Below are 25747 nucleotides of genomic sequence, written 5' to 3'. Positions count from 1 at the left end.
GGAACCCTTGACGATGAAACAGCCTGACGAAATCAAAGAATCGCCGCTGCCAGCCACGGCTCCCCCGCTGCTGCCCATTCCGAAGGTGGACATCGCAATCTTCTGCCAGTCGGAATCGGTAAGAGATGCCGTCGCAACGGCGGCGATCGATCGGCGAATGGCGCGTGCCAGCGTGACCGTGAAGGCCGGCGGGATCAAAGAGGCGTCGGCGCTCTATGGCGGCGTCACATCGCCGAATCTGGTCGTGGTGGAGAGCGAGGAAAGCGAAGCCTGCCTGATGCAGGCCCTGGAAACGCTGGCAATGGAGTGCGTCACCGGCACCAAGGTCATCGTCATCGGCCGCTCCAACGATGTGGGACTCTACAAGAAGCTTCTGGACGCGGGTGTCAGCGACTACCTCGTCATGCCGCTCGAGACGATGGATTTCGTTGCGGCGGTACACCGCTGCTTTCGCGATTCCACCGAGGAGAAACTGGGGCGCATCGTTGCATTCGTCGGCGCGAAGGGCGGAACCGGCTCCTCGACACTCGCACACAATGTTGCCTACGCCATGTCCAAGCGGGTGGATGCCGATGTTCTTCTGGCGGATCTCGACCTTCAGTCCGGTACGCTCGGCCTGAACTTCGATATCGAAGCAAAGTACGGCATGGTGGATGTGCTCCAGAGCCCCGATCGGCTGGACGACGTGCTGCTGCGACGCCTGACGGTGAGCTACACGGATCGCCTGCACCTGCTTCCGGCAACCACGGAACTAGACAAGTTCATCAATCTGCGTGAGGAGGATGTCGATCATCTCCTCGACGTCGCTCGTTCGAGCTCATGGCATGTTGTCGTCGACCTGCCGCATATCCTCACGCAGTGGACCCGGAAGGTTCTGCTCGAGGCCGACGAAATCGTCGTGACCGCGACGCCGGATCTTGCCTGCATGCGCAATGCCAAGAACCTGATCGATTTCCTGAAGAAGGCGCGACCCAACGATCCGCCGCCCCGTCTGGTGCTCAACAAGGTCGGCACCCCGAAGCTGCAGGAAATCAAACAGAAGGATTTTCTGGCGGCCGTAGGCCTTGACGAAAGCGTCTCGCTGTCATTCGACCCGTCCCTCTTCGGCGCTGCGGCCAATAATGGCCGGCTGATTATCGAGTCGGCGCCCGATTCCAAGGCCGGGAAGGCCATCATTGCGCTTGCCTGGCGGGTCGGCGGGACGCGTGAGCGACGAATCCGCCAAAAAGGGCTAAAGGCGTTGCTGCAGAAAGTGTTGAAGCGCGGCAAACCGAAGGCGTCATCCTTGCTGAGCAAGAAGGCCAGCGAATTGAAGACCTCCGAGGCCGGTGCTTCAGCGGTCGAATTCGCGCTGATCGCGCCGGTCCTCGCTCTCGGTCTCGTGGCGACGGCCGATCTCGGTCTTGCGATCAACGAGCGGATGACGATCGACCATGTCCTGCGCGCCGGTGCGCAGGCAGCCCTGGCCGATCCCGGCGCGGCGCAGGTCCAAAAGGTGCTCGTTTCCACCCTGGCCCAGAGCCCGCGTCTGGCGAGTGCCACGCTGCCGGCAGTGAAGCGCTACTGCGCCTGCCCGGAAAATGCCGATGTCGCCCCTGAGGCCGCGCCGCAATGTGGAACGGTGACCTGCGCGAACGCGAAACCGCAATTCGTGTATTATCGGCTCGCGGCTGCAAAGTCCTATCGGCCGATGTCCCTGCCGGCGGTACTTCCCGTATTCGAGCTCGGATCCTCCATGCAGGTGCAAGTCCAATGAGGGCTCCGCCCGCCATCCTTCGCCGCCTGTTGCGCAGTCAGTCAGGCGCTACGGCGGTGGAATTCGCGCTCGTCTGCCTGCCTTTGCTGCTGCTCGTCTTCGGCATCCTCGAGTTCGGCCGCGCCTTTTACATGCGCAACGAGCTGTCGCACGCCGTCGATGTTGCTGCCCGCCGGGTGCTGATCGGACAGATCGCCCGCGATGCTACGGACAGCGAAGCACTGACCAAGCTGGCTGGGGCGGTGCGCGAGAGCTTTCACAGCGGCGACCCGAGGCTGCTCACTATCGCCGTCAGCAAGGAGACGGTGGACGGCATAGCCTTCCGCGTGCTGTCGATCCGCTATCCCTTTACCTTCGTCGTCCCCGGTCTCGCCGAAAGCCCCGTCAGCCTCAACCTGTCGCGGCGCATCCCGATCGGTTGACCGGATTTCCATGGGCGGCCCGGGGCGGTTGCAACGACCCGATTGGCTGCGGCCATCGCTATTCGGATACGGGTGCATCGGTCTCCGAACAACCCGTGAACCGCGGCGTGCCGCAGTAAAAAGCTGAAGCAGATTGCGGTTTCGGCGATCGGACTAGACCAACCGGACGAGCCATTTGCTCCGCCGGCTCGGCCATCAGGCTGAATGGATCAAGAGGGTTAACAAAGTCTATATAAGAGCCACACAGCAAGCGGGACACGAGGCAGAACCCGGCCCAACCCTGTGACGCCGAACCTGGTTTCGGCACTTTCTCCAACCCATTGAAGGACCGAACCATGAAAAATCTTCTCGCGCATTTTGCTCGCAACGAATCCGGCGCCACCGCCATCGAATACGGCCTGATCGCTGGCCTGATCTCTGTCGTGCTCATCACCGTTATGGGGACAATAGGCACGGGGTTGACCACCAGATTCAACGCCATCGGTACGGCGCTCACTGGTGTGGCAGGCTGACGCTCTCGGCAACGCATTGGTGGCCAGGGAAGCGGAAGGCATAGCCTTCCGCTTTCGCATTCAAATGGTCTTTAACTTTTTAATCTCGGGAGCAAAGCGACAACGATGTTCGGCAAGAAATCCATTTCGGAAGAACGGACAATTGACGCAGCCGTCCAGCCCGTGGTCGAAAACGAACCGGAGGCCGTGCACGCCCCTGTCCAAGCTGGAAAGCCGACCCAGGTTCCGGCAACCGCAAAACCCGAGAAGGGCGAACAATATTACAGCTTGAAGAAGGAAATCTTCAGCGCCCTCATCGCGACGATCGACGTTGCAGCACTCGCCAATATGGATGGCGAGCAGGCGCGCAAGGAGATCGGCGCGATTATCAACGACATCGTCGCGGCCAAGAAGGCCGGCATTTCGATGGCCGAGCAGAACGAGCTTCTCAGCGACATCTGCAACGACATCCTGGGGTACGGCCCGCTCGAGCCCCTGCTCGCACGCGACGACATCGCCGACATCATGGTCAATGGCGCAAACCAGGTCTTCATCGAGGTGAATGGCCGCGTGCAGGAGACGGGAATCCGTTTTCGCGACAACGAGCAGCTACTCAATATCTGCCAGCGCATCGTCAGCCAGGTTGGCCGGCGCGTCGACGAATCGAGCCCCATCTGCGACGCGCGTCTGGGCGACGGTTCCCGTGTCAACGTGATCGCGCCTCCCCTGGCAATCGACGGCCCCACGCTGACGATCCGCAAGTTCAAGAAGGAAAAGCTGACCCTCGACCAGCTGGTCCGGTTCGGCTCGATTTCGCCTGAGGGCGCCGAGGTACTCAAGATCATCGGACGCGTGCGCTGCAACGTCCTCATTTCCGGCGGTACCGGCTCAGGCAAGACAACGCTTCTGAACTGCCTAACCGGTTATATAGAGCACGGCGAGCGCGTCATCACCTGCGAGGATGCGGCGGAGCTTCAACTGCAGCAACCGCATGTCGTGCGCCTCGAAACGCGGCCGCCGAACATCGAGGGGCAGGGCGAGATCACCATGCGCAACCTCGTGAAGAACTGCCTGCGCATGCGGCCCGAGCGGATCATTGTCGGCGAGGTCCGCGGGCCCGAGGCCTTCGACCTCCTGCAGGCGATGAACACCGGTCACGACGGTTCGATGGGAACGCTCCACGCCAACTCTCCGCGCGAAGCGATGGCGCGCGTCGAGGCGATGATCACCATGGGCGGGAGCTCCCTGCCGGCCAAGACGATCCGGGAGATGCTCGTCTCGTCGGTCGACGTGATCGTGCAGGCAGCGCGCCTTCGCGATGGTTCGCGCCGGATCACCCACATCACCGAAGTGCTCGGCATGGAGGGCGACGTGGTCACGACACAGGATCTCTTCGTCTACGACATCCTCGGCGAAGACGAGAAGGGAAAAATCGTCGGAAGACACCGTTCGACGGGCATAGGTCGCCCGGCATTCTGGGATCGTGCACGCTATTACGGCGAAGAGGCCCGGCTTGCCGCGGCCCTCGACGCGGCGGAGATGAAGGCCGCCGCCTGACGAAACGCTGACACAGGGCCAAAACAGATGGTGACTTCTTTGCTGTTTCCCGCCTTCGTCTTCCTCCTGGCGTCCACCAGCATCGGCGGCGTTATGGTGGCTGCTTTCTATCCGCGTGTCTCGAAGGCAAGCGCCTATCGCCAGAGGTTCGAGCGCATTTCGGCGCGGACGGAAGACAAGCGAAGCGAGCCAGCCGAGACGGAGGGCCGCGACCGGCGTCGCTCGGTGGAAAAGACACTGCGCGAGATTGAGGAGAAGCGCCAGGCGAATGCGCGCAAAGGCAAGGTGACGCTTTCGGCCAGGCTCCGTCAGTCCGGCCTTCATTGGTCCCGCAGGGCCTATTTTCTCGTCTGTGCCGGCACTGCGCTGGTCACCTGGGCCGCGATGCTGCTGCTGCTTGGCCTGGGCCCGATGGTGTCGGTCGGTTTCGCCATCGCTGGCGGGCTGCTCCTGCCGCACCTCTATGTGAACATCAAGCGCAATGCGCGCTTTGCGCGGTTCGCTGCCGAGTTTCCGAATGCCGTAGACGTCATCGTCAGAGGACTAAAGGCAGGCCTGCCGATGCCGGATTGCCTGAGGGTCATTGCCATGGAAGCGCAGGAGCCGGTCAAGGGCGAGTTCCTCGCGATCGTTCAGGACCAGACGCTGGGAATCCCGGTGGACGAGGCCGTGAAGCGCATGAGCGAACGCATGCCGCTTGCCGAAGCCAACTTCTTTGCCATCGTCGTCGCCATTCAGAGCCGCACCGGCGGCAGTCTTTCTGAAGCGCTCGGGAATCTCTCCAAGGTGCTGCGGGAGCGCAAGAAGATGAAGGGCAAGATCAAGGCGATGAGTTCGGAGGCGAAGTCTTCTGCAGGCATCATAGGTGCCTTGCCGTTTCTCGTCGCGAGCGCCGTTTATTTCATGAGCCCGGACTACATGGCGCTCCTGTTCACGACGATGATCGGCAAGGTCGTCCTCGTTGGCTGCGGCCTGTGGATGGGCATCGGTATCCTCGTCATGCGCAAGATGATCAACTTCGACTTCTGAGAACTTGAGATGAACCTTGGTATCCATATCCCAGACCCGGAACAGTTGGCGGCCGTGATGGCCGGCTTCTCCGCCTTTTCAGCGGTCGTCGTCGTTTCCTGGCCGTACGTCTTCCGGGACACACTGTCGGATCGCATGCGAAAAGTGGAGGGCGAACGCGAGCGTATCCGCCAGCGCGAACGCGCCCGACTGGAGGAGAAGAGCAAGGTATCCTTGCGTGTGGAACCCAAGCGCCTCTTTCAGGCGATCGTCGACCGCTTCCGTCTTGCCAAGCAGGCGGAGGACGGCGAGATCGTTCGCAAGTTGAGCATGGCGGGCTATCGGGGCCATGCCGCGGTGACGGCCTTCCTTGCCTTCCGGCTGATTGCGCCGGTTGCCATCTTCACGGCCTGCTTGCTTTACATCCTGTTGGTCGTCCGTCCGGAAGCGCCGCTGCTTCTGGTGGTGGCGATGGCCGCCGCCATGGGCGCGTTCGGATATTTCGCTCCCGCGATCTTCATCAGGAACAGGATCACCAAGCGGCAGCAGTCGATCCGGCGTTCTTGGCCGGAGGCGCTGGACCTGCTGTTGATCACCGTCGAAGCCGGCATGGGAATCGAAAGCGCCTTCCGCAAGGTTGGCGAGGAGGTCGGCACGCAATCGCCGGAAACTGCGGAGGAGATCCTGCTGACGACGGCGGAGCTTTCCTACCTGCAGGACCGGCGGCAGGCGTTCGAGAACCTTGGGCAGAGAACCGGAGTGGAGGGCGTGCGCGCCGTCGTCACCAGCCTCATCCAGGCGGAAAAATACGGCACGCCGCTTGGTCAGGCGTTACGCGTGATGGCACAGGAGAACCGGGACATGCGCATGAGCGAGGCCGAGAAAAGAGCGGCCGCTCTCCCGCCCAAGCTCACCGTGCCGATGATCCTGTTCTTCCTGCCCGTGCTCTTTGCGGTGATCATTACACCGGCGGTTATTCAGATAATGAACACCTAGAGGGGGGCGGTGTGGCGCCTGCGCGTCAAGTCCGACGCGTGGGCCCCACAACGTTCATGTCCTTGTTTACTCCTCCCGATCTAGTCCCGTCCCCGGGCGATGGCAGCGATGTTCTCGGCTATGCTTTCCAGCGGCAGCACCAGGTCCACGAGGCCGGCACCGATCGCCGACTTCGGCATGCCGAAGACCACCGAACTCTTCTCGTCCTGCGCGATCGCCTTGCCGCCCGCCATGCGCAGCGCCCGAAGGCCCTCCGTCCCGTCATCGCCCATTCCGGTGAGGATCACCGCGAGCGACTCCCCCTTGAAGGCGCGGGCGATCGAACCGAAGAGGTAGGATCCGGACGGCTTGAAGCCGTTGAGCGGAGCATCGTCCGAGACGCGTAGGCGCGATCTGCCCGAGACCCCGAGCTGATAATTGTCCGGTGCGAGGTAGACGGTGCCGGGTTTGAGAAGCTCTCCATTCCTGGCGATCTTCACCTGGAGCGGCACGGTCGCGTCGAGAGAGGCGGCAACGCCGTCGATGAAGCCGGTCGACATGTGCTGGACGATGAGGATCGGCACCGGGAAATCGGCTGAGAGGTCTCTGAGTATCGAACGGATCGCCGCCGGCCCACCGGTCGAGGCCACGATGGCCACGATTCCGATCGGTGTCCCTGCCGCTGGCGGTTGGTCTTTGGCTGCGCGATCTCCGCGGGCTTTCTGGCGCCATTGCCGGACGACCTTTACCTGCGACATGGCCTTGATCGTAGAGAGAAACTTTTCGATTGCCGGCTGTTCGAGCGGCATGCCGTGGGCGGCCGGCGCCGGGATGACCGCGAGAGCGCCCGCTTCGAGCGCCCGCGCCGAAATGGTCCCGAGCTGCGAGCCGTCCTTATGTGAGAGCAAAACGACCGGCGTCGGTGCCGCGATCATTATCTCCCTGACGGTTTCTGCGCTGTCATCCCCCGAAGGGCTAAGTTCCAGGGCGACAATGTCCGGCAGGAGTTCGCCGGTCATTCTAACGGCGTCTCTCCCGCTTCTTGCGATCAGGACGAGCTCCGCGGAGGCGTCCCTCTCGATCGCCCTCTTTACGAGATCTTCAAGCTCGTGCGTGGATGTCGCGAGAAGAATGCGTACCATCCTCTTCCCTCAAACGACCTGCCGCATTGTTTCCAGGAAGTCGTGCGCATCGAACTGATCCTTCCTCAGGTAAGCGTTTGCGCCGGCGCGCAGTCCCTTCAACTTGTCTTCAAGGGACTCCCGCCCGGTGACGAGTACGACGGGCGTGCCGGTAAGACGGTCAGACTGGCGAATGGCCCGGGTCAGCTCGAAGCCATTCATGGACGGCATATCGACGTCGGCTACGACTACGTCGGCTCCATGGTCGCGAAGCTGCTTCATCGCTTCCGTGCCGTCGGTCGCCATCGTCACATCGTATCCTGCGCCCTCCAGTATGAGCTTCACCAACGTTCGAACATATTTCGAATCGTCGACGACAAGGACCTTCCGACGAGCGGCCGCAACGGGCCGGCGCCCGACGACGCTCTTGCGAGGCCGCACCTCGGCTGCAGCTTCGGCGAGGGCTGCGACGTTCAGGAGGAGGGCGATGCGCCCGTCGGGGAGCACCATTCCACCGCTGTAACGCCGGACATTTGCCAGGCGCGGACCGAGCGATCGTGTGAGCAGTTCCTGTTCCCCGGTGATTTCGTCGACGAGCACTGCCATGGGCCCGCCCGGCGAGTCGACAACCACTGCTGGGATGGTTTCGCTCGCGTCGCTCCGGTTCGGCTGGAGGCGGAGCCAAAGCGAAAGATCGACGAAGGGCATCGGACCGGCGGGGGTACGGACGAAATCCCTGTCCTCCACCAGCGTGAAGTCCCCCCGGCCGATCCGGATGACGCGCTGGACGGACGTGGTGTCGATCGTGAACACATGTCCTCCTGCAAGGACTTCCAGAACACGAACCGTTGCAAGGGTCAGAGGCAGGGTGAGGGTAAAGGCAGCACCGCCGGTCGGTACCTGCGAAACGTCGACCGCGCCGCGTAGCTTTTCCACATTGCTTTTCACGATGTCGAGACCTATGCCGCGCCCTGAGAGGCTGGTGACGGTCGCCGAGGTGGAGACGCCCGGCTCGAAGACACGCCGCAGGAGATCCGCTTCGGGTTGCCTGTTTTGAGGGCTTTCGCCTGTCGCCGCACTCAGCAAAGCCAAATTCAGGCCGCGGCCGTCGTCTTCGACACGAACCTCCATCCGGTTTCCGCGCATGGCGGCCGAAACCAGGATGCTGCCCGTTTCCGGCTGTCCTGCCGCCCGACGCTCTTCCGGCGTCTGGATTCCATGCGCAACGGCGTTGCGGACGAGATGGCGCAGCGAATCCTGCAGCGCTGAAATGACGGAGCGATCGACTTCGATCTCTCCGCCCCTGATCTCCAGTTCTGCCCGTTTCCCCGATGCCGCCGCCACGTCCCGGACAATTCGGCCAAGGCCCTTGCACGCCTCCGCAAAGGGCTGTGTGCGCGCTAGCCTGATCTCTTCGTCGAGTGCGGTCACCGCACTTTGCATCAGGCGAACATCCTGGCGAAGGAATGCCGCAAGCTGACGCAGGCCGCTTTCGACACTCGCCACCTGCCCGGTGGGGTCAGAGCCCGGTGCGCGCATTTTCCTTGCTTCCTCGCGCAGCGAAGAGGCCTGCTCGGCATGACGCCGCATGACGCCATTGAAGGTGAGCATCTCACCGCTCCTGTAAAGGAGTGCATCGAGGCGCGCGGCGGAGACGCGCATGGAACCGTCGGTGTCGGTGGTGCGAATGGCGATCTCCGGCTCAGGCAAGGGCGGATGGTGGTGCGCTTCTTTCATGCCGTCATCGGAACCCGCGCTTGCGATGGACTTCAGCTTTTCGACCACGTCCTCGCCATGCGCGGGAGAGGGGATCTCGCCGCCCTCAAGCAGATTGGCCGCGTCCCTGATTGCGTCCGCAGCCGACAGCAGCAGGTCCAGCCTCGATCTTTCGAGCACAAGCCGTTCATTCGCAGCGATCGAGAGAATTTCCTCCATCCAGTGACAAATCGTTTCCACGCCGCGCACCTGAAGCAGGCCGGCGGCACCCTTGAGGCTATGCGCCACCCTTAGAAGCTGTTCCTGCAGATGCCGTTTCCGATCCGCATCGCCGGACGCCTCAATTGCCAGCACGGCGTTCTCCATCTCCGACGCACGTTCCCGCACCTCCTGAGTGAACATGGTCAATAAGCCGGGGTCGAGTTCTTCAGGTGTTATCATGTTCGCTGCCGTGGTCGGTGAGCATTTCCTTCAGCCTTGAGCCGAGTTCGTTCAAGTCCTTCGCGGCCTCCTCGGCCTGCCGTATCGCCGAGAGGTTCTGGCTGCTGGTCTGTTCGATGTAATGCATCGCTTCGTGAATCTGCTTCATGCCGGCGCGCTGCTGACCCGCCGACGCGGCGATCTGAGCGACCGATCGCGCGGAATCGTCTACGATCGCCTCCAATTGCCGGATGGTCTCGCCCGCTTCGCTGACCGTCTCGAGCGCACGGCTGACGCTCTTGGATCCATCCTCGGCGCCGATGACCGCGGAGTTTGTCGATTTCTGGATTTCCATGAGGATGCGGCGGACCCTGGTGGTCGCAGCCTTCGACTGGTCGGCAAGCGTCCGGATCTCGCTGGCGACGACATTGAAGCCCCTGCCGTGTTCGCCGGCGCGCGATGCCTCGATCGCAGCATTCAATGCCAGGAGGTTCGTCTGGTCCGCGATCTCGGCAACGACCGACACGATTTCGCCGATCTCGAGGCTGTTTTCCGCAAGCGAGAGAATATCCGCAGCAATCGTTTCCGTCCGCGCGCTGACGGCATTCATTACCTGCACCGTGTCGTCCAGCGCTCTGCGGCCCTCATTGCTGATCTTGACGGCGTTGTCGTAGGAGGCGGCAACCTGCTGCGCGCGCTGCGCCGCCTGTTCTGAAGTCTGCAATACCTCATCGACGCTCGTGACCGTCTGGGCAACGGCCGAGGACTGCTCGCGCATGCCTTCGACCTGTTGCGTGGTGCCGGCGAGAATCTCGGCAGCTGACGATGAGAGGTGTTGCGCCGTTTCCGAAATCGTGGCGAGCAACTTCTCGAGCCTCTCCCTGCTGCCCCGCTCGTTGTCGATCATACCGGCAAGCCTCTCTGTCATCGCATTGAAGGAGGCGCCGAGAACTGCGAGCTCGTCGCTGCCGTCGACCGACGCCTTCTGCGCCAGGTCACCGGCGCTGACCTTTTCCGCCAGCACCGCGAGCGCGCGCGTGCGGCGGGCCAGACGGCGCCCGACCCTCAGCACCTGAAGGAGCACCAGCAGGGCGAGAGCCGAAAAACCGAACTGCAGCAATTGGGAGCGCTGAAGCCGGGTGGCTCCGGCCTGTTCGATGCGGCTGATCAATCCGTCCAGACGCGCCGCAAACGCTCTGATCTCCGGATCCAGCTCGTCCAGCGCGCCGCGGCTGAGCGGTGCGCTGGCCATGGCGCTTTCCAGAGCGGGCCTGATTTCATCCCGCCATAGTTGGCGGGCTTGTTCGAGCTGCGTGAGGGCAGCAGGTTCGTTCGCTGCCGCCAGTCCGATCCCTTCTTCGCTATTCGCCAGACTTGCAAGAAGCCGCTCATTGCGATCCATCAAGCGGCGCAGTTCGTCGGCAACAGCGGCCCGAGCCGGACCCTCGGCTCGTTCCAGGTGACTGGCCGTGTAGATCATCTGGTAGGCCAGCCGTTCCTTGCCGAGCGAGGACGTCGCCGCAAGATCCGCCTGGACGCGTTCCAGAGCAATGAAACTGGACCCGACGAGCAGCGCCGATGCTGCTAAGAATAGGAGCATTGCCAACCCCAATGCGCCATAGAGGCTATTTGCTGGTCGGGGACTCATGAAACTCGGTCCTTTCCGTCTCGTCGCTGGCGGTGATCTGCCCATCATCAAGAAAGAAGCGGCGATCCTCCAAAAGCAGTCGGCCGTCGAGAATGACCGCCCCGGCTTTCGTCGTCGCCCAGTGCCAAGCTATGCCCGCAGCGGGCTCCGCTGCGCGAATTTCCTCCAGCGGGAGCGTCGATATTTCTGGAGCGGCTTCGGAAAGGATCAGGAATTCGGGCCGTTCCCGCCCGCACACGATCGCCCAGTCATTGGCGATGCCGGCCAGTTGCGGGAGATCCAGCGGTCCGCGCAGATCGAATACGGGAAGCAGCTGACCGCGCAGGTCGTAAACGCCACAGGCATGCGGGGGCATTCCGGGGAGCGGGGTGACGCGTGCCCTCGAAACGATTTCGCAAACGAAGCGGATCTCCAGGGCAAACTGCCGATCCCCCAGCACGAAGATCACGAGATCGACGGCCTGTTCTTCGCTTTGCCCGGCGGATACGTCAACGGCCACGCGGGGTGATCGTTGCACGTATTGCGCTTCCGAATCCTGTTGTACCGCTTCCAGAAGCGCCTCCGTCTGTTCTATCGCGGCTGCCATACGGCTTCTGACGGCGGTCCAGTCGAGCGGACGGGCGGGGGGGCGGGAAGGTGTCTTCATCCGGCTTCGCTCCCGAGATGTTGGCGTATCGTGGCGATCTCTCGCCGTGCGCGCTGCGCCAGATGTCCGGCCGTCGCCTCGGGCATCAACGCAACGTGTTCGCGCGGCGAACGAGAGAGGCAGGACGAGAGCGCATTTTCGAGGGCGCGCAGGGCCGCCTGCGGATCGCTGTCCTTGAGGCAGACACCGAGGAAGAACTGTGCAGCCGCCAGTTTGCCGTCGAGATAGGCCACCCGCCGGAGTGCCGCCGTCGCCGCGTCGGTCTCGCCGCTGGCCATCCGGGAGACACCTTCGAGGAAGTGCAGTTCCGCGGATAGCGGATGCCTCTCGATCGCTCGCGCGGCAAGGCGCGCTGCCTCAAGGGGCTCACCCAGGTCGAAACGCGATCGGATTTGCCGCGCGATGGCCTTGGCCGTATCGTCGCCGGTCGTTTCTCGCGAGGCCGCGGCGCGAGCCCGGGCGGGCGGAACGCACGCGGCCGGGTTGCCGGTCTGGCGCCGAACGGGAGCGAGGCACGCGGTCGGGCTCTTACGTGCGTCCGGAGCCATGATGCGGCGGTAGACAATGCCCGCGGGCGTGATCGACGTCTCGAAGGGGGCGTATTTCCACAGGGGCGGGTCGGTCGGGGCCGTCAGCAGCCAGCCGCCATCGGAAAGGCAGGCCAGAAGCTGACGGGCGATGCGGCGCACCGCGCTCGCCTCGAGATAGACGAGCACGTTGCGGCAAAGGATCAAGTCGAAGTCAGCCAATCGCTTTTCCGGAGCCGGAAGCGCGTCGGTGCCGAGGTTCAGATGAGCGAAGTCAACCTGCCGGCGCAATCGCTCGTTCAGTCGAAAACGCCCCTCGCACGAAGTGAAGTAACGTTGCCTCAGCCTCGGGTCCGTATTCCTCAAGGCCCACTCGCCGTATTCGGCAGCCTTGGCCGCGGCGAGTACCCTCCTCGAAATGTCGGCTGCATCGATCCGGACATCGTTCAGGAGGCCCTCCTCTTCGCAGAGAACGGCAAGGGAATAGGGTTCCTCACCCGTCGCGCAGCCGAGGCTCCAGAACCGCAGAGGAGGCCCCCCGGACCGCCGTCGCAGCAGTTCCGGGAGAATTGTCTGCCGTATCAGTTCGAATTGCTCGGGTCCTCGGAAGAAATGCGTCTCGGCGACCGTAACCGCAGAGATCACGTCATCTGTCAAATACTCGTCCAATCCCAGCCGGTCGAGAAGCGAGCGGCCCTCGCCAATGCGGCGCCGCACCATCACCCGCTCTATCGCCGTGGCGACGGCTTCTTTCCGGGATGCCGAGAAGCTCAGGCCGATCTTGCCTGCAACCTGTTCAGCGAGCTCCAACGAGGGGCGGCGCCTGTTCACTGGACACCTCGTTGTCCGTGTGCCGGACAGGCGCGAAGCGGCGTCGGGATGAAACTCTCTGTCAAAACCGGCTGGCGCATTATCGTTCCACATACATTGACTGCTGTCGTCACTACGTCCTGGCGTGTATTTGCGCTATTCGTCCGGATGACCTAGAGGGCGGCCTATCCAAGCGGACTATTGTCGGTTTTCGGTCATCGGCAAAAGGCGCGCCCCGGCCGCGGCCGCCTCCTGGCGGTTCCTGACCCGCAGGCTTCGGAATAATGCTGCCATGTGGATCTTCACGGTGCCTTCGCCGAGTTTCAGCTTGCGGGCGATTTCCTTGTTCGAGAACCCCTGTACAAGGAGCTGCAAGACTTCGCGCTGCCTCGGCGTAAGGAATTCGATTGTACGGCGGCGTTCGTTCTGGTCTCCCGCGCCAGGCGCTGGCGTCTCTGCTTCGGAAGGGGAGGCGCGGCCTGCAATGGAGGGAGGGACATAGACCGCTCCGTTGAGAATGGCGCGAACTGCTTCGGCGAGGTCGGTGGCGCCAAGGCCCTTGGGGACATAACCGTTTATGCCTGCAGTCAGGGCGGAGAGGATATCCGATCGGCGCGACGATGCCGAAACGACCGCGACTTTCAAATCCGGGTGGACGTCGCGCACGGCAGCAAGGCTGGCGACGCTTTGCATGCCCGGCATCGCCAGATCGAACAATGCCAGCGAGACGTCTTCGCGCTCGGAAAGCCTCTCGATCGCCTCGTCGAGTGACCCGGTCTCGATAATCTCGGTAAAGCGCAATTTGCTCTTCAAAATGAAGCCAAGCGCAATCCTGAAGAATTCATCGTCATCGGCAATAAGTGCGACGCCTGAGGCATTCATTACGCTATCCCCGCTCGCTGGCTCACGCCACGGGTTTCCGAACCCGGCTCGACTTGCAACTAACGATCGTCTCGGCGAATGAGTTCCCGTCATTTCGATCAATGAGCAGTAGTAATTGGATTGTGCCACACACGCCGCGCGACGTGTAGGGCTAATTCCTGCCCTGCTCGGAAACTACGCCATTCGAGTTAGAGGGAACCGGCTGCGATCAGCTTGGAGATTTCCGCGGCGGGCAGGGGGCGCGAAAAGAGGTAACCCTGCACCTCATTGAAGCCTTCCGAATTCACCACCGCCAGCTGATCCTCCGTTTCGACACCCTCGACCGTTGTCGTCATGCCAAGGCTCTGCCCAAGGCCGGCGACGGCCTTGACGATCGCAAGCGACTCCTTGCCGTGCGGCAGGTCCCGGACGAAGGCCTGATCGACCTTGATCTTGTCGAAGGGAAAGCTGCGCAGGTACCCGAGTGACGAATAACCCGTTCCGAAATCGTCCATCGCGATCTTGACGCCGAGCCTTCGCAGGTCCTGTAGCAGCTCGAGGTTATGCTCGCTCTCATCCAGCAGAACCGTCTCGGTGATCTCCAATTGCAGACGAGCGGGATTAAGGCTAGTGGCGGAAAGGGCGTTGGCGACGGCCCGCACCAGGTTGCGATGCTTGAACTGGACAGGGGAGAGGTTTACGGCGACGCTCACATGTTCCGGCCAGCGCGCGGCTTGTCCACATGCCTCACTCAAAATCCATTCGCCGATCGGAACGATCAAGCCGGTCTCTTCGGCAATCGGAATGAATTCGGCCGGCGCGATCATTCCCCGTTGAGGGTGTCGCCACCGCAGCAACGCCTCGCAGCAGCTCACGCAGCGCGACTCCAGGCTCACCAGCGGCTGATAATGCAGCTCGAACTCTCCCCTCGCCAGCGCATCCCGCATTGCGATCTTCATCTGCTGGTGTGCTTGCAGCTGCGCATGCATCGCCACGTCGAAGAGCTTGTAGGTGCCGCGGCCGCTGGATTTCGCACTGTAGAGCGCGATGTCGGCCGCCTTGATCAGCTCATCTGCAGAGGTCCCGTCTTCCGGCGCAAAGGCAATCCCTATGCTCGTCCCCACAGTTGCGGCGACGCCCTCGATGCTGAAGGGTTCGGAAAGGGTATCGATCATCCGCTGTGCGAGGCGGAACGCTTCGTCACGTGACTTCGTCAAAGGTTGTATTATGGCGAATTCGTCGCCCCCAAGGCGCGCGACAGTCTCCGTGGTTCTGACGGATTGGATCAGCCTTTGAGAGACCTGACGCAGTAAAGCGTCGCCGGCGGGATGGCCGAGCGTGTCGTTGACGGCTTTGAAGCCGTCAAGGTCCAGGCACAGCACTGCCATACGGGCATGGCTGCTCTCGTTCAGCGCCTGCTCGAAGCATTCGCGGAAGAACATCCGGTTCGCGAGGCCCGTAAGCATGTCGTGCCTGGCCATATGCGCGATCTGCTTTTGGGCCAGCAGCGTGTCCTCTTCTGCGCGACGCCGCTCGGTTATGTCTCGGCAGAAAATGGAAATGCCGTCTTGCGTCGGGGAGGCATTCGCTTCGACCCACCGGCCGAGCGACGACAAATGGTCCTCGAAAAAGGAGCGGACCCGGCGGTCCATCACTTCGCGGCAATGCTTGGCGAAGCTCCCCTTTTCCTCTTCGGGGAAAAGCTTCCAGAACACTCTTCCCAGCGCCTCGTCTCCGACCTGCAGGAGCTTCCGAGCGTTCTCGTTGAGATAGCGCACGCGCCAGTCGGCGTCGAGCAGCATGACGCTGTCCATAGTGCTCTCGAGTACCGAAGAAAGTTGGTCGGCAGCGGCTTCGGCATGCCTTTGCGCACGACTGATTTCGTCGCTTGCTCGCTTCGCATCGGTAATGTCGCGCCAGAGCGACAGGATTCTGAACGGTTTTCCTCGATGGTCCGTGATCGGGGCCGAAATCACGTCCATGCATCTTTCTTCACCGCCGGCATCCCGAACGGAAATCTCGAAACGCGCTGTCTCCCCGCGTCTGACGCTTTCCCAGGCGGCCTCGACCTTGTCGGCGTCGGAAGCTCGCCCGATGGAGTCCCATGTCTGCCCCGTCACCGGAGCACCCTCATCCAGTCCGAAGATACGCCGCCCGGCCTCGTTCATAAGCAGCGGCCGTCCCTCCATGTCGAGCACGCGCACACAGTCGGGACTGCTGTCAAAAATGCTTCTGATAAACGCCTGAGCTTCCTGCTGAGCTACCTCCGCGGCTCGCCGTTCCGTGATGTCGAGAACGGACCCGACATAACCGAGGAACGTTCCGTCGGCGGAGAAGCGCGGTTGCCCGACGTCGATGACCCATGCCCAGCTTCCATCGGCCCGTCGCAACCGGTACTCGCTGTGCACCGGTTCCTTGCCCGCAGTCGCCCTGAAGAATATTTCCTCGACTGCCTGCCGATCATCGGGATGGATGACGTCGACCCAACCGAAACCGAGCGCCTCGGCCTCTGTTTGCCCCGTCGTTTCCAACCACAAGCGATTGAAGAAGCTCGTGTCGCCTGTGGGGTCGGCAACCCAGATCATCACGGGCGCGTTGTCAGCGATGGCTCGAAAGCGGGCCTCGCTTTCGCGCAAGGCGTCGGCGGCGCGTCGCCTTTCGTCGATATCTTCCAGGAGGCCGTACCAGCGCACGATTTTTCCATCCGCGTCTCGCTTTGCGGCTGCGCGAGCGCGGAACCAGCGATAATGGCCAGTCCGGGTCAAAAGCCTGTATTCGCAGTCGAATGGTGCGCCGCTTGCCAGGGAGCGGTGCCATTTCTCTTCCAACGATTGCGCGTCCTGCGGATGAACGGCTTTGGCCCATCCACTGCCGAGCGTTTCTTTTTCGCCCAGACCAGTCAGTTCGCTCCATCGCGGGCCAACCTCCAGGACCTCTCCCGCCGTGTTTGCGGTCCAGGGAACTTGCGGGTGAAGGTCAACCAGAGAGCGATAGTGCTCCTCGCTCGCCCGGAGAGTCTCTTCGGTCCTGCGCAGTTCGGTGATATCCACGATCGTCACGACCACGAACTTTTCCCCGGTCGGACCGGCGGGAATGCTCACGCACCGCTTTTTCGTCAGGAGCGTGCGCTGTGTCCCATCTGGCGTCGTGATTTGCTCTTCGAGCTCGTGGCCTTCGCCTGTCGAAAGCACGACCCTGTCGAGCGAGACGATCCTGTCTGCCTGCTCCCCCGGTAATATGTCGTGGTCGGTCCGTCCGATGAGCTGGTTCCGGTCTTTGCCCAGAAGCTCGCAAGCCGCGTCGTTGATGAAGACGAACCGTGACGCATCGTCCTTGACGATCACCGCTTCGGCAATGCCATCCATAAGCCGGTGAAGGAGATCATGGGGCCTATGGGAGGGCGGTTCGGGCGTCGGTGCGTTCATGACACGACACTCAGATTGGTGAGGCGCTGTATCGCATTGGAAGAAAGCCCCCGCTAGGTTGTGCAACCTGGGTCAACTGCTCGCGACCGCAAATTGTTCCCGCAGAAAGACACGAGCCTCTTGTGTTTCAAGGATAGGCGCGCGCTTAGGCCGCTTCGAGCCGGCTGAACCGAACCGGGATAAGTTGCCGCGCCGCGAATTTCCCGGCCGAATCCTTGTCGATGACGGTCAGCACCTGTTCTTCCGAGCCGACAGGAAGAACAAGGCGGCCCATTGGCTTGAGCTGCTCGAGCAAAGCCGGGGGCGGCTGCTCAGCGGCCGCCGTGACGAGGATCTTGTCGAACGGAGCGTGCTCGGGCCAGCCGCGAGAACCATCGCCGATACGAATGCCGACATTCGACATGCCGAGGCCGTGCAGGAGAGCTTCGGCCTGACCTGCGAATTCCTCGATGATCTCGACGCTCCAAACTTGGCCGGCGAGTTGCGCGAGGATTGCGGTTTGGTAGCCCAGGCCGGTGCCGATCTCGAGCACGGCCTCATGCGGCTGGGGAGCAAGGAGATCGGTCATGAGAGCGACCATGAAGGGCTGCGACACGGTCTTATCGAAGCCGATCGGAAGCGGCATGTCCTGGTAGGCAAAGGGCGCAGCCGGGACCGGCACGAAAAGATGCCGGGGCACCCGCAGCATCGCTGCCATCACCCGTTCGTCGAGCGCCGCCTTGCCGAGTTCTTCGCTTGCAAGGTCGGCATAGATTGCGACAACCTCGACCATGTGCCTGCGCAGAACCGCGAGATGCTCTTCGTTCATTGGCTTCATGAGGGCGGGCTCTCCTCAGCCAGTCGGCCGGCAAATGGGCCTCTAGACATTAAAGGGTGACCGACATGCAATAGCAAGATCAAATGGCAACAATGGGCTAAGCGATCCGGCGCGTCGTAGGCAATCTCAGAAGGTGTAAGCCGACGGTCGCGCAAGCGCGGACAGAGCATCGGGGATTTGTCAAAGCGACAATAATCTTGTGAAAGACCCGATACTAGGGCACAATTTGTGAGTGCGGCGCTATCTCGACTCCGGCCGTCTTGCGCCGAGAGTTCGTGGCGAAAGGTCGGCGTCGATGCATCAGGGGTTCTTTCTTCTGTTCGCTACGGTGTCCGTGGTCACAGCCCTGACACTGGTTCTGGCGCGCAATCCGGTTCACAGCGCATTGGCGCTGATGGCGTGCTTCCTGCAGATTTCGGCAATCTTCGTCATGCTCGGTGCGCCGCTGCTCGCGGTCATCCAGATCTTCGTCTATGTCGGCGCGATCATGGTCCTGTTCCTGTTCGTGATCATGATGGTCGACGTGCGCGAAGCGGTGCTGCAGCGCTTCATGCCGGGCGGCAACCTGCCGGCGCTCGCGCTGCTCGTCCTGCTCGGTGCCGAGATGGTCGTGCTGGTGCTCTGGAGCGATCGCTTAACCGCAACGCCGCCCGTTGCCGAGCGCGGCGGCGATGCGATCAGGGATCTCAGCAAGACGCTCTTCTCCGACTATCTCCTGCCGTTCGAAGTCGCCTCGGTCATCCTGCTCGCGGCCCTCGTCGGCGCCATCGTGCTGGCGCGGAAGGAACCTGGCTGATGGTCCCGCTCTGGTGGTCGATCCTGCTCGGAGTGGCCCTGTTCGTGATTGGGGCGGGGGGCGTCCTGCTGAGGCGCAATATCCTGATCGTGCTGATGTCGCTGGAGCTGCTGCTCAATTCGGTCAACATCAATTTCATCGCCTTCGCCCAGTACTACGACGACTTCCGCGGACAGATCTTCGCGATCTTTGTCATCGCGATCACCGCGGCGGAGGTTGCCGTGGCCCTCGGTATATTGGTCGCGCTGGTGAGGAACAAGTCCACCCTCAAGGTAGACGACGTCACCATTATGAAAGGATAGCGGCTTGGACCCGGTGATATCGACCCGGCCGCTGCTCGCCGTCGCCGTCGCCGGACTGGCGGCCCTCGCCATCCTCTTTCTCAACAAGCGCGAGAAACTCCGCGACGCGGTATCGCCGGTCGCGGCGGTCGCCATGTTTGCGATCGTCGTCTCCATGGCGCCCACGGTACTGGCCGGCGGCACTGTCGAACTGCGCCTGTTCGAGATCCTGCCGGGGATCGACTTCGCTTTCCGCGCCGATGCGCTCGGCATGGTGTTCGCCACGGTCTCGTCGCTTCTGTGGATCATGGCCGCGGTCTATTCCATCGGTTACATGCGTCATTTGCACGAGCATGCGCAGACCCGCTTTTTCGCATGCTTCGCCACCAGCCTCGCGGCCGCGGTGGGCGGCGCCTTCGCCGCGAATCTGTTCACGTTGGTTATCTTCTACGAGGTGCTGAGCCTCGTCACCTATCCGCTCGTCTACCACCACGAGGACGAAGACGGATGGCGGGGCAGCCGCAAGTATCTCGTCTATCTGATGGGCGCTTCGAAGAGCGTGCTTCTCGCTGCCTTGGCGCTGACCTACCACATCGCCGGGTCGCTCGACTTCGTGGCGGGCGGGCTGCTGGCCGGCGCCAATGCCTCGGCGACGCTGCTCGCAGTCGTCTATTTCTGCTATCTTTTCGGCTTCGCCAAGGCGGCCGTAATGCCGATGCATGCCTGGCTGCCCGCCGCAATGGTGGCGCCGACGCCGGTCAGCGCGCTCCTGCATGCCGTGGCGGTCGTCAAGATGGGCGTCTTCTGCGTGCTGCGGGTGATCTTTCATGTCTTTGGTGTCAGCATGGTCGGGGAACTGGGCCTAGGCATCGCCACGGCCTATCTGGTCTCGTTCACCATCCTGATGGCTTCGGTGTACGCGCTGACGCGGGACGACCTGAAGGCGAGGCTCGCCTATTCGACCGTCAGCCAGCTCTCCTACATCGTCTTGGGCGCGGTACTGCTATCGCCGCTGGCGATGGTCGGCGGCATCATCCACATCGCGGCGCATGCATTCTCCAAGATCACGCTCTTTTTCTGCGCGGGATCGATCTATTGTGCGTCCGGAAAACGCAATATCAGCGACATGGCCGGCATCGGCCGCAGGCTTCCCTGGACAATGGGGGCATTCTTCGTCGCGTCGCTGAGCATGATCGGGATCCCGCCGACGGCAGGTTTCGTCAGCAAGTGGTATCTGGCGGAGGGCTCGGTAGAGGCCGGGCAGATGGCTTTCCTGGCCGTGCTGCTCGCAAGTTCGGTCCTCAACGCCGCCTATTTTCTGCCGGTCAGCTACACCGCCTTTTTCGAGTCGGAGACCAAGGAGAGCCGGGCGCCGGTTCGCGAAATCCCGCTGGTCACGATCCCGCTGGTCGCGACCGCGATCCTGTCCGTGCTGATGGGCATCTTCCCCTACTATTTCCTCACCCTCGCGGACGGAGTGATCCGATGATCAAGCCTGTCGTCGTTTTCTTTGGTGACGCGCAATATGCGAGGCTGCGCCGGCGGCTGTTCTATCTGGTGCTCGTCCTGATCGTCGTCGCCGACTTCCTGGTTCGCCGCGACCACGCCGAATACCTGTGGGAGCGCCTGCCGGGCTGGTCGGCGGCGTACGGCTTCGGCTCCTGCGTGCTGCTCATCTTCGTTTCCAAGTTTCTCGGCCACCGCGCCGGGCTGATGCGGCGCGAGGACTATTATGACTGATTTCGTCCATCCGGCCCTCATCTTCATTCTGGGCGCTCTGCCGATCCCGTTCTTCACGGGACCGGCGCGTAAAGCCTATCTCGTGCTGATCCCGGTACTGGCGGTCGTCGTCGTCCTGGCGATAGAGCCCGGCAGTTATGGCGAGACGCAGTTCCTCGGCCAGGAAATTCTGATTGCAAAGGTCGACCAGCTCAGCACCGTCTTCGCTACCGTCTTCACCATCATGGCGCTGATCGGCACGGTCTATGCATTGCACCTTTCCGGCGCCGGCCAGCATGTAGCCGCCTTCGTCTATGTCGGCAGCGCGCTGGGCGTGGTGTTCGCAGGCGACTATCTGACCCTCTATCTGTTCTGGGAGGGCATGGCATTCGCGTCGGCTTATCTCGTCTTCGCTCAAGGAGGGGGACAGGCGATCCGCGCTGCCTTTCGGTATCTCATGGTCCACGTCACCGGCGGCGTCATCCTGCTCGGTGGAATTCTGCTCCATGGGGCAGCCGTAGGCTCGCTGCTCTTCGGTCCGGTCGAGGGCGCTTTGGACGCGGGTACCTACCTCATTGTTGCCGGCTTCCTGCTCAACGCGGCGGTGCCGCCGCTCAATGCCTGGCTGACCGATGCCTACCCGGAGGCGACCGTCACCGGCGCGGTGTTCATGAGCGCCTTCACGACCAAGACCGCCGTCTACGTGCTGGCGCGGGCGTTTCCGGGTATCGAACTGCTGGTCTGGCTCGGCACGGTGATGGCGCTCTACGGCGTCATTTATGCGGTGCTGGAAAACGACTGCCGCCGCCTTCTTGCCTATCATATCGTCAGTCAGGTGGGCTACATGGTCGCGGGCATCGGCATTGGCACCGAGCTGGCGGTGAACGGGGCCACCAGTCACGCCTTCGCGCACATCCTTTACAAGGGGCTTTTGTTCATGGGTGCCGGGGCGGTGATCTACGTCACGGGCCGGCGCAAGCTCACCGAGCTTGGCGGGCTCTACAAGGCAATGCCGCTGACGGTAGCGCTCTATATGATCGGCGCCTTTGCGATCTCGGCATTTCCGTTCTTCTCGGGTTTTGTCAGCAAATCGATGGTGATAGCCGCGGCAGGGCAGGATCATCGCGCGCTGGTGATGCTGGCGCTGACGATGGCGTCGTCCGGGACGTTCCTGCACACCGGGCTCAAGCTCCCCTATTACATGTTTTTCGGTACCGACCGGGGGCTGCAGGCACGGGAGCCACCCGGCAACATGCTGGTCGCGATGGGCATGGCGGCGGCGCTCTGCATCGCCATCGGCGTATTCCCCGGCCCGCTCTACGCGCTTCTGCCCTATCCTGTCGATTTCGAGCCCTATACCGGCGTCCACGTGACCGAGAGCCTCGGGATCCTGATGTTCACGGCTTTGGGCTTCGTGATCTTCCTTCGGGCGCTCGATCCCGAGAACACGATCAGCCTCGACACCGACTGGTTCTATCGCAAGGGCGCCCGCGCCTTCATGTGGTTCGCAGAAAGACCGTTAGCGCGGTATGAGAAGGCGGTCAGCGACGTGTCGGAGACTGCGGTACTGCCCTTCCTGCACGGCTCGGCGCGCACGGGGGTGCGGCTCGATCTCAATGGCGTGGACGGCGTCGTGAATGGTTTCGCCCGATCGATCCTTGACGGCGGAAGCGTATTGCGACGTTGGCAGACCGGCGTCGTCACCCATTACGTGCTGGCGATGATCGCCGGCCTGATCGCGGCCATCCTCGTCTTTGCGGTGGTGTGGAGGTAGGCACGATGTCGATCCCGCTGCTGAGCCTCATCGTCTTCCTGCCCGTCGCCGGGGCGGCGGTGGTGGTGTTCATGCGCAGCGACGATGCGGTGCGGTGGACGGCGCTCGGTTTCGGGATTGTCGATCTCGCTCTCTGCATCGTGATGCTGGCCGGCTTCGACACGACGACGCACGAAATGCAGTTCACCGAGAGCCGTCCCTGGGTGCCGGCGCTCGGGATCACTTATGCGCTCGGCGTCGACGGCATCAGCGCGCTCTTCCTGTTCCTGACGGCGCTTTTGAGCTTGATCTCCGTGCTCGCTTCCTGGGTGGCGGTCGACCGCAAGGTGAAGGAGTTCATGGTCAGCCTGCTGATCATGCAGGCGCTGATGCTCGGTGTCTTCTGCGCGCTCGACCTGTTCCTGTTCTACGTCTTCTGGGAGGCGATGCTGATTCCGATGTATCTGATCATCGGCGTCTGGGGCGGGGAAGGCCGGGTCTATGCGGCGTTCAAGTTCTTCCTCTACACGCTGGCTGGCAGCATCCTCTTCCTGATCGGCGTCATCGTGCTCTATTTCCATGGGGGCGAGACCTTCGACATACTCGCCCTGACGGCGCAGGATCTGCCCTTCGGCGTTCAGTCCTGGCTGTTCTTCGCCTTCCTGGTGGCCTTCGCCGTCAAGGTGCCGATGGTGCCGGTGCACACCTGGCTGCCGGACGCACATGTCCAGGCGCCGACGGCGGGCAGCATCATTCTCGCCGGCGTGCTCCTGAAGATGGGCGCTTACGGGTTCCTGCGCTTCTCGCTGCCGATGCTGCCGGAAGCATCGCTCTACTATTCGACGCTTATGCTCGTGCTTTCGGCTCTTGCGATCGTCTATGGCGGCTTGCTGGCCCTGGCTCAGGACGACCTGAAAAAGCTGGTGGCCTATTCCAGCATCAGCCATATGGGATTTGTGACGCTCGGGATTTTCGCGCTGAATCTGCGCGGGCTCGAGGGCAGCATCCTGCAGATGTTCAACCACGGGATAACGACTGGCGCATTGTTCCTGTTCGTGGGCCTGATCTACGAGCGCACCCATACCCGCAGCATCGCGAATTACGGCGGGCTGATGAAGGCGGCGCCCGTCTATACCGCCTTTCTTGCGCTCTTCACCCTGTCTTCGATGGCGCTGCCGGGGACGAACGCTTTCGTCGGCGAACTGCTGGTGCTGTCAGGCGGGTTTGCGGCAAACCTCGCCGCGGGCGCCGCGGCCGTAGTGGGTGCGTTGCTGAGTGCCGCCTACCTGCTCGGCATGTACGGGAAAGTGGCGCTTGGTCCGGCGAATGTGACTGCCAGGTACAAGATACACGACGTGAACGGCCGCGAGATGGCTGCCATCCTGCCGCTCGCCGTCTTTGTGCTCTGGGTCGGGCTCTATCCGCGACCGTTCCTCGGGATCATCGATGCGTCGGTGCGAAATCTGCTGGTCCAGGTACACGGTGAAGGGAGCGGTCGATGACTGCTGCCGCGCTTCTCCAATGGGCCCTGGCGAGCGTCCCCGAGATCATCGTGGTCACCGGTGCCTGCATCCTGCTGATTGTCGGAGAGCTTGTGCGCAAGGGGCGCGACGAACTGCTCCTGTGGGCTTCGGTCGCGATCGTGCTCCTCGCCGCGGTGGCCACGCTCATGCTGGCAGGCGAGATACGGCCGGCCTATGCGGGCATGTTCATTTCGGACCGCTTCGCCGTCTTTTTCAAGTTGTTGTTTTATCTGGCGACCATCCTGACCTTTTTCCTGTCGCGGAAATACGCCGAGATCGAGGGGATCGGCAGGAGCGAATATTATGTCCTGCTGCTCTTCGCCCTTGCGGGGATGATGATCATGGCCTCGTCGATCGACCTTCTGTCGATCTATGTGGGTCTCGAGCTGATGGTGCTCTGCACCTATGTGCTGACAGGCTTCCTGCGCAAAGAGCGGCGGTCGAACGAGGCGGCGTTGAAATATGTGATCCTCGGCGCAGTCTCGACGGCGATTTTCCTTTATGGCGTTTCGCTCATCTACGGGCTCACCGGTACGACCCAACTGGACCGGATGGCTGAGGCGGTGAGCGGCGGTCCGCTCGATCCCGCCCTGCTGCTGGCGGTCGTTTTCATCGTTGCGGGGCTCGTCTTCAAGATCGGGGCCGTGCCGTTCCATATGTGGGTGCCGGACGTCTATGAAGGCGCGCCGACGACGATCACTGCCTTCATGTCGGTCGCGCCCAAGGCGGCCGGGTTCGCAGTGATTCTCCGGGTGTTCCTCAATCCGCTTGTCGAGGTCTCGAACGCCTGGATCATCGTCGCGGCCATTGCGGTGGCAACGATGGCGCTCGGCAGTTTCGTGGCGCTGGTGCAGGATAATTTCAAGCGCCTGCTCGCCTATTCCAGCATCGCCCATGCGGGTTTTGCTATTTTCGGAGTGGTGGCCGGCGGCCAGGACGGGATCGCCAGCGTGATGCTCTATCTGCTTATCTACACTTTCATGAATCTCGGCATTTTCGGCGCCGTGATCATGATGCGGAACGGCGATCTATCCGGCGAGGTCATCGAAGACTACGCAGGTTTCGCCAAGTTCCATCCCGGGCTCGCGCTTCTGATGCTCCTTTATCTCTTCTCGCTCGCCGGCATCCCGCCGACGGCCGGTTTCTTCGCCAAGTTCTACGTGCTGGTCGCGCTGGTGGAGCGAGGTTTCGTCGTGCTGGCGGTGATCGCAGTCCTGCTCAGCGTCGTCGCCGCCTATTTCTATATCCGCATCGTGATGGTGATCTACATGCGCGAGCCGGAAAGGACGTTCGAACCTGCGCTGACGCCGCTCGTCCGTGCCACGCTCGCCTTCACAGCCGCCGGCACCATCGGCATCGGCCTGTTTCCGGCGTGGTTCCTGAGGCTTGCTCAACAGTCGGCTTTCGGGGGGTAAGGCGGGTCCTCGCTGCTGTATCGTCGATTGCTGCAGGCGGGCCAATTCGGATCATACGTT

At 62.3% G+C, this 25747-nt stretch carries 21 protein-coding genes; 13 read left to right on the top strand and 8 right to left on the bottom strand.

What is annotated here, in order from left to right; genetic code table 11:
* Nucleotides 1–13 precede the first annotated feature (13 nt).
* The 6 genes from AC5J09_RS02865 (at nt 14) to AC5J09_RS02840 (ending at nt 6230) form a co-directional block, all read left to right on the top strand.
* Nucleotides 14–1756 (top strand): AAA family ATPase, encoded by a 1743-nt coding sequence (locus AC5J09_RS02865; protein WP_494296832.1) that lies wholly within the window; start codon nt 14–16, stop codon nt 1754–1756.
* Nucleotides 1753–2178 carry a TadE/TadG family type IV pilus assembly protein gene (locus AC5J09_RS02860; RefSeq protein ID WP_494296831.1) on the top strand — a complete coding sequence of 142 codons (426 nt, stop codon included), beginning with the start codon at nt 1753–1755 and terminating at the stop codon, nt 2176–2178. Before AC5J09_RS02865 ends, AC5J09_RS02860 begins: the two co-directional genes overlap by 4 nt.
* Before the next feature lie 335 nt (nt 2179–2513).
* On the top strand, nt 2514–2690 hold the full coding sequence (locus AC5J09_RS02855) for a Flp family type IVb pilin (RefSeq protein WP_494296830.1): 177 nt from the start codon (nt 2514–2516) through the stop codon (nt 2688–2690).
* A gap of 105 nt (nt 2691–2795) precedes the next feature.
* Nucleotides 2796–4226, top strand: coding sequence for a TadA family conjugal transfer-associated ATPase (locus AC5J09_RS02850; protein WP_494296829.1), 1431 nt, complete (start codon nt 2796–2798; stop codon nt 4224–4226).
* A 27-nt stretch (nt 4227–4253) separates the two neighbouring features.
* Complete coding sequence (locus tag AC5J09_RS02845) at nt 4254–5255, top strand: type II secretion system F family protein (RefSeq protein WP_494296828.1); 1002 nt, start codon at nt 4254–4256, stop codon at nt 5253–5255.
* Nucleotides 5256–5264: 9 nt separating this feature from the next.
* On the top strand, nt 5265–6230 hold the full coding sequence (locus AC5J09_RS02840) for a type II secretion system F family protein (protein WP_494296827.1): 966 nt from the start codon (nt 5265–5267) through the stop codon (nt 6228–6230).
* A gap of 80 nt (nt 6231–6310) precedes the next feature.
* Here AC5J09_RS02840 and AC5J09_RS02835 read toward each other — a convergent pair whose 3' ends face one another.
* The 8 genes from AC5J09_RS02835 to AC5J09_RS02800 form a co-directional block, all read right to left on the bottom strand.
* Nucleotides 6311–7351: a chemotaxis protein CheB gene (locus tag AC5J09_RS02835; RefSeq protein WP_494296826.1), complete on the bottom strand. Its 1041-nt coding sequence runs from the start codon at nt 7349–7351 to the stop codon at nt 6311–6313.
* A 9-nt stretch (nt 7352–7360) separates the two neighbouring features.
* Nucleotides 7361–9487 (bottom strand): hybrid sensor histidine kinase/response regulator, encoded by a 2127-nt coding sequence (locus AC5J09_RS02830; protein WP_494296824.1) that lies wholly within the window; start codon nt 9485–9487, stop codon nt 7361–7363.
* Nucleotides 9474–11114 (bottom strand): methyl-accepting chemotaxis protein, encoded by a 1641-nt coding sequence (locus tag AC5J09_RS02825; RefSeq protein WP_411927011.1) that lies wholly within the window; start codon nt 11112–11114, stop codon nt 9474–9476. Before AC5J09_RS02825 ends, AC5J09_RS02830 begins: the two co-directional genes overlap by 14 nt.
* Entirely contained in the window at nt 11092–11760 is a 669-nt protein-coding gene (locus tag AC5J09_RS02820; RefSeq protein ID WP_411927012.1) for a chemotaxis protein CheW, read from the bottom strand. The genes AC5J09_RS02825 and AC5J09_RS02820 overlap by 23 nt, the downstream gene beginning before the upstream one ends.
* On the bottom strand, nt 11757–13118 hold the full coding sequence (locus AC5J09_RS02815) for a CheR family methyltransferase (RefSeq protein ID WP_494296823.1): 1362 nt from the start codon (nt 13116–13118) through the stop codon (nt 11757–11759). The genes AC5J09_RS02820 and AC5J09_RS02815 overlap by 4 nt, the downstream gene beginning before the upstream one ends.
* Nucleotides 13119–13295: 177 nt before the next feature.
* Nucleotides 13296–13979, bottom strand: coding sequence for a LuxR C-terminal-related transcriptional regulator (locus tag AC5J09_RS02810; RefSeq protein WP_018096365.1), 684 nt, complete (start codon nt 13977–13979; stop codon nt 13296–13298).
* A 188-nt stretch (nt 13980–14167) separates the two neighbouring features.
* A complete protein-coding gene (locus AC5J09_RS02805) occupies nt 14168–17383 on the bottom strand; it encodes a sensor domain-containing protein (protein WP_494296822.1) in 3216 nt (1071 codons plus the stop codon).
* A gap of 145 nt (nt 17384–17528) precedes the next feature.
* Nucleotides 17529–18200, bottom strand: a complete 672-nt coding sequence (locus AC5J09_RS02800) for a protein-L-isoaspartate(D-aspartate) O-methyltransferase (RefSeq protein WP_100673251.1) — start codon at nt 18198–18200, stop codon at nt 17529–17531.
* 295 nt (nt 18201–18495) lie between these two features.
* Between AC5J09_RS02800 and AC5J09_RS02795 the strand changes: the two genes are divergently transcribed.
* The 7 genes from AC5J09_RS02795 to AC5J09_RS02765 are packed head-to-tail and all read left to right on the top strand — an operon-like array spanning nt 18496 to nt 25687.
* Nucleotides 18496–18996, top strand: a complete 501-nt coding sequence (locus tag AC5J09_RS02795) for an NADH-quinone oxidoreductase subunit J family protein (RefSeq protein WP_494296821.1) — start codon at nt 18496–18498, stop codon at nt 18994–18996.
* A complete protein-coding gene (gene nuoK / locus AC5J09_RS02790; protein ID WP_100673253.1) occupies nt 18996–19298 on the top strand; it encodes an NADH-quinone oxidoreductase subunit NuoK in 303 nt (100 codons plus the stop codon). Before AC5J09_RS02795 ends, nuoK begins: the two co-directional genes overlap by 1 nt.
* Before the next feature lie 4 nt (nt 19299–19302).
* Nucleotides 19303–20766, top strand: a complete 1464-nt coding sequence (locus AC5J09_RS02785) for a monovalent cation/H+ antiporter subunit D family protein (RefSeq protein WP_494296820.1) — start codon at nt 19303–19305, stop codon at nt 20764–20766.
* The gene (locus AC5J09_RS02780; RefSeq protein ID WP_100673255.1) at nt 20763–21017 is read left to right on the top strand and encodes a hypothetical protein; all 255 of its coding nucleotides are present in this window, start codon (nt 20763–20765) and stop codon (nt 21015–21017) included. The genes AC5J09_RS02785 and AC5J09_RS02780 overlap by 4 nt, the downstream gene beginning before the upstream one ends.
* A complete protein-coding gene (locus AC5J09_RS02775; RefSeq protein WP_494296819.1) occupies nt 21010–22770 on the top strand; it encodes a Na(+)/H(+) antiporter subunit D in 1761 nt (586 codons plus the stop codon). Before AC5J09_RS02780 ends, AC5J09_RS02775 begins: the two co-directional genes overlap by 8 nt.
* 5 nt (nt 22771–22775) lie before the next feature.
* The gene (locus AC5J09_RS02770) at nt 22776–24251 is read left to right on the top strand and encodes an NADH-quinone oxidoreductase subunit M (protein WP_494296818.1); all 1476 of its coding nucleotides are present in this window, start codon (nt 22776–22778) and stop codon (nt 24249–24251) included.
* Nucleotides 24248–25687 (top strand): NADH-quinone oxidoreductase subunit N, encoded by a 1440-nt coding sequence (locus AC5J09_RS02765; protein WP_102763237.1) that lies wholly within the window; start codon nt 24248–24250, stop codon nt 25685–25687. Before AC5J09_RS02770 ends, AC5J09_RS02765 begins: the two co-directional genes overlap by 4 nt.
* The last annotated feature ends 60 nt before the right edge of the window (nt 25688–25747 follow it).

This window comes from Sinorhizobium sp. (assembly GCF_059070375.1).
This window is presented reverse-complemented; position numbering and strand designations above follow the sequence as displayed.

Bases quoted from the DNA above. Each gene is read 5' to 3' on its own strand.
- AC5J09_RS02780 (WP_100673255.1), top strand. From the start codon at position 20,763: ATGATCAAGCCTGTCGTCGTTTTCTTTGGTGACGCGCAATATGCGAGG.
- AC5J09_RS02860 (WP_494296831.1), top strand. From the start codon at position 1,753: ATGAGGGCTCCGCCCGCCATCCTTCGCCGCCTGTTGCGCAGTCAGTCA.
- AC5J09_RS02795 (WP_494296821.1), top strand. From the start codon at position 18,496: ATGCATCAGGGGTTCTTTCTTCTGTTCGCTACGGTGTCCGTGGTCACA.
- AC5J09_RS02770 (WP_494296818.1), top strand. From the start codon at position 22,776: ATGTCGATCCCGCTGCTGAGCCTCATCGTCTTCCTGCCCGTCGCCGGG.
- nuoK (WP_100673253.1), top strand. From the start codon at position 18,996: ATGGTCCCGCTCTGGTGGTCGATCCTGCTCGGAGTGGCCCTGTTCGTG.
- AC5J09_RS02855 (WP_494296830.1), top strand. From the start codon at position 2,514: ATGAAAAATCTTCTCGCGCATTTTGCTCGCAACGAATCCGGCGCCACC.
- AC5J09_RS02865 (WP_494296832.1), top strand. From the start codon at position 14: ATGAAACAGCCTGACGAAATCAAAGAATCGCCGCTGCCAGCCACGGCT.
- AC5J09_RS02765 (WP_102763237.1), top strand. From the start codon at position 24,248: ATGACTGCTGCCGCGCTTCTCCAATGGGCCCTGGCGAGCGTCCCCGAG.
- AC5J09_RS02805 (WP_494296822.1), bottom strand. From the start codon at position 17,383: ATGAACGCACCGACGCCCGAACCGCCCTCCCATAGGCCCCATGATCTC.
- AC5J09_RS02825 (WP_411927011.1), bottom strand. From the start codon at position 11,114: ATGAGTCCCCGACCAGCAAATAGCCTCTATGGCGCATTGGGGTTGGCA.
- AC5J09_RS02835 (WP_494296826.1), bottom strand. From the start codon at position 7,351: ATGGTACGCATTCTTCTCGCGACATCCACGCACGAGCTTGAAGATCTC.
- AC5J09_RS02845 (WP_494296828.1), top strand. From the start codon at position 4,254: ATGGTGACTTCTTTGCTGTTTCCCGCCTTCGTCTTCCTCCTGGCGTCC.
- AC5J09_RS02830 (WP_494296824.1), bottom strand. From the start codon at position 9,487: ATGATAACACCTGAAGAACTCGACCCCGGCTTATTGACCATGTTCACT.
- AC5J09_RS02775 (WP_494296819.1), top strand. From the start codon at position 21,010: ATGACTGATTTCGTCCATCCGGCCCTCATCTTCATTCTGGGCGCTCTG.
- AC5J09_RS02800 (WP_100673251.1), bottom strand. From the start codon at position 18,200: ATGAAGCCAATGAACGAAGAGCATCTCGCGGTTCTGCGCAGGCACATG.
- AC5J09_RS02820 (WP_411927012.1), bottom strand. From the start codon at position 11,760: ATGAAGACACCTTCCCGCCCCCCCGCCCGTCCGCTCGACTGGACCGCC.
- AC5J09_RS02840 (WP_494296827.1), top strand. From the start codon at position 5,265: ATGAACCTTGGTATCCATATCCCAGACCCGGAACAGTTGGCGGCCGTG.
- AC5J09_RS02810 (WP_018096365.1), bottom strand. From the start codon at position 13,979: ATGAATGCCTCAGGCGTCGCACTTATTGCCGATGACGATGAATTCTTC.
- AC5J09_RS02850 (WP_494296829.1), top strand. From the start codon at position 2,796: ATGTTCGGCAAGAAATCCATTTCGGAAGAACGGACAATTGACGCAGCC.